The sequence below is a fragment of the Wolbachia endosymbiont of Drosophila tristis genome (assembly GCF_028981745.1).
Taxonomy (GTDB): domain Bacteria; phylum Pseudomonadota; class Alphaproteobacteria; order Rickettsiales; family Anaplasmataceae; genus Wolbachia; species Wolbachia pipientis.
The window spans coordinates 1-5,397 of sequence record NZ_JAPQLN010000038.1; the positions used below are offsets into that span (position 1 = coordinate 1).

Below are 5,397 nucleotides of genomic sequence, written 5' to 3' on the forward strand. Positions count from 1 at the left end.
TTTGGTCGGAGCTTATCAGCATCTTTAGCTCTTTAATCGTTACGATACTTATGAAGCTTCACTTACGTTCACCATACCACTAAGCCTAGCCCTCCAACCACATGATGCTTGTAGTTTATGCTTTCTCTCACGATTGAGCATCTTCTTTATCAAGAGGAGGTTCATTGTCCGCGTCGCTCGGCACCAACTGGTTACCCAATTCGCACTGATGCGTAGACTCAGATGGCAAAACATCTGGTTCAATAAGCTTTAGAATCCTTTCAGTTTCTTTCTGAATGAATTCCTCTCCTTTTAAACAATATGACCGAAGGCTTTCAGGTCGCACCATCTCAACAATTGTTTGAATACCTTTAGAATCTCTGCAGAGTACATCGACAATACTCTCCTTTTGAGAGGCAATATCGGGGTTTAGAATAGGATTTAAGAACTTCACGTCCTTTATTTAGCTTCACCAGTGAGACCTAGAATATCATTGAGAAGGTGAACAAGAATGTCTTTATTCTTCTCAGTACCAAAGATACGCTTGAACGCGTAATTGTTTTTTGGATCTAAAAACTTTGATAAAACCATAAGAAATCCACTTAAAAACCATTAATATTATACACTATTTTCCGCGATCTTTCAACTTAATATTCTCCCTGTATTTACTTGATATGGCACTGTAACCTTTCCGGTTGATCCACTACGGTTTTTTGCAACATTTATCTCTAAGTCGTTATTAGAATCAGCCTTGTAATAATTTTCTCTGTAGAGTAATAACACTAGATCAGCATCTTGTTCAATACTTCCTGATTCGCGTAGGTCTGCTAATTGTGGTCTTTTATTTTGTCTGTCTTCTACCTTACGGCTTATTTGTGATAATGCTACAATAGGAATATTAAAGTCTTTTGCTATATTTTTTAAAGTTCTACTGATTTCTGTTACTTCAAGAGTTCTATTTTCGGTTACTTTCGATCCTCTGAGTAACTGTAAGTAATCAATGTATATGCATTTCATTTTATATTTTCTGCAAATTAATGAGATTTTTTTCTTTAGGATATTTAAATCCATATTTCCTGAATTATCGACAAGAATATTTAAAAAAACTATTTGATTTATCCCTTTATGTAAAAGTTCTGTGTTTTGTTTCTTGATAATATTGTTTATTGTCTCATTGACTTCAATACTGATCATTCTATTGATTAACTGATTTGCTGACATTTCAAGTGAGAAAAAGCAGACATATTCTTGATTTTTCAGTAATTTTGCAGCTTGCAGAGCCATGTGTAGTGCTATTGAGGTCTTGCCAATTGAAGTACGAGCTGCAAGCACTGTTAATTCTCCTTCTTTTAAGCCACCAGTTATAGTATCAAGTCTAGGTATTCCTGTTGTTATTCCTTCTATTTCATTGTTGTTTGCAAGTAGTTTATTAATGTAGCTTTTATAAGCTTCAAAATAATCAATAATTGGCTTGATGTCTTCATCAACATGTGGCATTTGGTCGACCCTGACCACTCCTTCCTGATCCATTCTCTACCTTAAACCGGAGGCTCCTCAAACTCTAAATCTTGTTTTCGTCGCCTCTCCCCTAATTATATATTATATATATAATAATATATATAATATATAATTTATAGGGGGGTAACCAAAAAAATGAACTTTCTTTGAGCTGAGCGAAGCCACCTAAGGTAGAGAATGGATCAGGAAGGAGTGGTGTATAAAATTATATATATAAAATCTTTAAGATTTTCTGTATAATTTACTCATGTAACTTGATAAAAAAGGAAGATAGAATCTACTGAAGAGTATATGTATCGATTATCTTCAAAGCCTCTTCATAAATGGTGTCTCTATGCCCTACTGCAACAATAGTTACTGCATGCTTTACAGTATTTACGCTATATATGATGCGATAATCACTAACTCTTAGCCTTCTGTGCCCTTTAAAGCTGTGGTGTAATGGTTTACCAAGGTTCAATGGATCGACTGTAAGCCGATCATGTATTGCGTCTACAACTCTTGACCTTATCGTTTTTGGAAGGTCCGGAAGATTTTTCTTAAGAACGTTCCTTAAGAAGATAATAGTGTATTCCAATCTACATCCTCACTTCTAACCGTCTCTGCACCTTCAACGTCATACTCGTTAGCAACCACAGATAGTAAAAAGTCTTCCATTTCACGATCTATTGCTTCTTTAAATAGCCTTTCTGCTAATTCTTGAGTTGGCTGCTTAGTGAGCTCAACTAGCTTAGCAAAGTGCTGCAAAGTTTCTTTACTGAGAGCTATGTTAGTGCTTAAGTTTGCCATATGCTTTACCAAAGTTCTACTACTGTAACAATTATACAACATTTTTCTGAACTTTTCAATAAAGAAAGTTGATGATATGTAAAGAGAATTTTGTGCACCTGTGTTAATAAACTATTAATAATTTGGCATATACTGGAACTGGCTTTTGCTGATGTTAGGGAGAAATGACACAAAAGTTAATACTAAGTATAGTATTGCAAGATATTATCAAGAATAAGGAAGGTATGCCAGCTAGTGGGTACTGGATGTATTTTTATGATAAAAGAAGTCCAACTACTCTTCGTAATGCCTACTACAAGAACCAGGAGGGAAATGTCGTACCGGCACCAAACCCTTTGCAGCTTGATGAAAACGGTGCTTTACCTCATAAGTTGTACTACTTTGTCGACGTTGATGATCCTGAAGATCGTTATACCGTAGAACTGAAGTGCAATTACGGTAATGCTGCAGCTCCTGAACTCATCTTTCATGATCTACCGTACTTTCAAGAACAATCCAAAGCAGATCCAGCTACATCTATATTATCTGATAACTTATTTATTGATGGTCAATTTAATATTGGTCTACAAATTAATGATAGAGGGCAGGGATCTGGTTATGTTTCACCTGAATTTTCGCAGGTGCCAATTGCTGGACTATCATGGCAGTTTTTAAGATCTTATGCTGATTCAGTACCGATACAGGATAGAACTGATGTAGACAGGATTTTCATTAAAGACATTACCGAAGCTGAAAGGATCGATAAAGGCAATCCTCGTTTTTATTTGAACGTTATTTGCGAAAAACCTAGCGAGACAACGCCACCTCTGCAGAAAGCTGTAACATTTAGGAGCTCTAATGTGTTATGGGGTACTGATGCCAGAGCTTGGCTGAAGTTCTATGCTTGGAGAGGTGGTGATGATATAGTAGTTAATTTACTGGCAATTCGTGATTTTGGTTCAAAATCATCAACACCGCCACAAGTTATGTCAATTGATCAATTTTTAATTGATTCTGATACTCCGAAGGTTTATTACACTAGTTTAAGTTTGCTTGGCTTTGTAATACCTGCAGATATTGGCGATGATCAAAGTTTGACATTGAAGTTTTTGTTACCACCGAATCGAGCATTTAATTTTAAAGCGACAAATTTTTATTGTGCAGAAGCCTCATTGCCAATACATGCAGTTGATTTTAAATACCCAACACAAAATTCTGATTTAGCAAAATCTAATTTATTATTTTCTTCATTTCGAGCAAATAAATATAGCATTGATAACAGTTACAATGAGCTAGTTTTTACAATTGATGGTCTTAAGTTTGTAGATAATATTGGTGAAATAGTTTCCTACCCAAAAGGAGCAAAAGTCGACGAGGAAAAGATAAATCTGCTCAAGTGCGATGGTCGCACACTTGATTCAACAGGTATTAGTCCGCTCGGCATTGAATACAAAAGGCTATATAACAAGCTAGATCATGCTCCAATTACATTTGATATGCTTAAAACCAAAGACATACCAAATTGGTTTAATGCAATATCAAGTGAGTATATTAAGAAGTTTATTGCGGATAATAATGTTAAAGTTAAATTCGAGGGAGATGGAGTAGTAAATCCGAAGCCCGAAGGTGATGATATAGGTCATCTATGGCTAGAAACTACATTCTATGCTAATTCAGATGTTAACTATGATTTTCAATATGTTGCAGCAGCAAATAGCATAGACCTTACTACTTGTTGTCATACGTTTGACATTACCACTAATTACTTAAGTAGTGGCATTCTAATGACTAATATGAATTTAAGGGAGATAAAATTTGCGGGTTCTGGTTCTGATTTCCCAGGTTATTTTCAAACTATAACTAAATTAAATTCAATTTATAATTATACAAATAATGTTGTGCCATACAATAAAGGTATTGATAAAATAACTGAGCAAACTAAAATAAATTACTCTGTTAAAAAGAATTTTTTTTATTTGACAGTAAGTCTTAATTATCAACAATTTCCGTATCCTTCCGGTTTATGTGGATTTTTTAATCCAGTTAATTTTAGTAGTAGAGTTTATGATATTGGTTTTCCTTTAAATATACCATCGGTTAGCGCTACTTTTTTGCAACACAATAATAATACTACTAGTACTTCACAAAGTTACTTTTTGTTTTCACCATGGTTTGTGTATTCAATGGCTTCAGTACATGGTACAAGTATTAGTTCTAGTGGTGGAGATTACCCTAGTTTCATTCATGGTGATTCTAGTGATTTATTAATGAAGTCATGGGGTGATTACGTTATTTACAAACAATCAGCAACGGACAAGAGAACACCAGGAAAACCGAATGTTCTGTTTGCTGGTAAAAATTCAGTGATAACCTATGCTATACAGCATAAAGCTTTGTTTACGCAAGATGCTTGTATGTCTTGAAATTTAAAGAAGTGAAAGCAGGAGACTTTATAGGTCTTAAAACATCTCATAACACCCAAACTGGTAACAATTTTAACACAGTAATATGGTGGAGTGTTGATGGTGATGGAAAAGCACCAACTAATGTTACCGCCAAAGAATTTAGAGAAGTCAAAGCAACAAAAGATACGACACCAGAGCAACTCGCAGACATGATTGCCAATGATATTAACAATAAGGGAACAACTATATTCCACATTCCTAATATCACTGACGATAAGTGTGACTACTACATAAGGTGCTAACATGAAATAAATTTAAAAATAGGAGAAAAAACATGATTGAACAAAACAGTAAAATCGATGAAATCGATATTGAAATCAGTGAAAAAAATGCTGAAATCGATCATTTTTATGAAGAAACTTTAGAAAAAACGAAAAATATCATCGATGAGGCGATAGCCAAAGGGTATACGCTTGGTGATGATGATCGTAAAGTTTTAGAGCTGGTAAAGGCTAATGAGAAATTTGCTGAAAAAGTTCTAAGAGGTTGTCCGGAAACAAGTAAATTCAAGCATATTCCCTCTTTAACATAACCCTACTCATAGCTAGGTATATGAAATTCTCAGTGGATGTTGTGAGTAAATCATACTCCTTCGATAGCCTTCTATTCCTATTAACCCAAGCAAAAGTCCTTTCTACAACCCATCTTCTTGGCTGTACTTTAAACC

The 5,397-nt window shown here is 34.7% G+C and carries 7 protein-coding genes and 1 pseudogene; 3 read left to right on the forward strand and 5 right to left on the reverse strand.

The features are described from left to right. Window positions 1-325 precede the first annotated feature (325 nt). The 4 genes and pseudogenes from OZD64_RS01035 to OZD64_RS01050 form a co-directional block, all read right to left on the reverse strand. Window positions 326-570: pseudogene (locus tag OZD64_RS01035) on the reverse strand (PD-(D/E)XK nuclease family transposase); the annotation flags it as partial. 51 nt (window positions 571-621) lie between these two features. After that, window positions 622-1,509 (reverse strand): replicative DNA helicase, encoded by an 888-nt coding sequence (locus OZD64_RS01040; RefSeq protein ID WP_223823132.1) that lies wholly within the window; start codon window positions 1,507-1,509, stop codon window positions 622-624. A 265-nt stretch (window positions 1,510-1,774) separates the two neighbouring features. Further along, the gene (locus OZD64_RS01045) at window positions 1,775-2,074 is read right to left on the reverse strand and encodes a type II toxin-antitoxin system RelE family toxin (RefSeq protein ID WP_138265064.1); all 300 of its coding nucleotides are present in this window, start codon (window positions 2,072-2,074) and stop codon (window positions 1,775-1,777) included. After that, a complete protein-coding gene (locus tag OZD64_RS01050; protein WP_138265065.1) occupies window positions 2,050-2,286 on the reverse strand; it encodes a hypothetical protein in 237 nt (78 codons plus the stop codon). The genes OZD64_RS01045 and OZD64_RS01050 overlap by 25 nt, the downstream gene beginning before the upstream one ends. Before the next feature lie 164 nt (window positions 2,287-2,450). On the opposite strand from OZD64_RS01050, the gene OZD64_RS01055 reads away from it, so the two are divergent. The 3 genes from OZD64_RS01055 to OZD64_RS01065 are packed head-to-tail and all read left to right on the forward strand — an operon-like array spanning window position 2,451 to window position 5,262. Further along, a complete protein-coding gene (locus OZD64_RS01055) occupies window positions 2,451-4,688 on the forward strand; it encodes a hypothetical protein (protein ID WP_274999145.1) in 2,238 nt (745 codons plus the stop codon). Then, window positions 4,676-4,972, forward strand: a complete 297-nt coding sequence (locus OZD64_RS01060; protein ID WP_274999146.1) for a hypothetical protein — start codon at window positions 4,676-4,678, stop codon at window positions 4,970-4,972. Before OZD64_RS01055 ends, OZD64_RS01060 begins: the two co-directional genes overlap by 13 nt. Window positions 4,973-5,004: 32 nt before the next feature. Continuing rightward, entirely contained in the window at window positions 5,005-5,262 is a 258-nt protein-coding gene (locus tag OZD64_RS01065) for a hypothetical protein (protein WP_138265067.1), read from the forward strand. On the opposite strand, the gene OZD64_RS01070 is transcribed toward OZD64_RS01065, so the two are convergent. Further along, the coding region (locus OZD64_RS01070; protein WP_274999147.1) for a transposase at window positions 5,237-5,397 on the reverse strand (161 nt) is incomplete at its 5' end. The two genes, OZD64_RS01065 and OZD64_RS01070, sit on opposite strands and share 26 nt — an antisense overlap.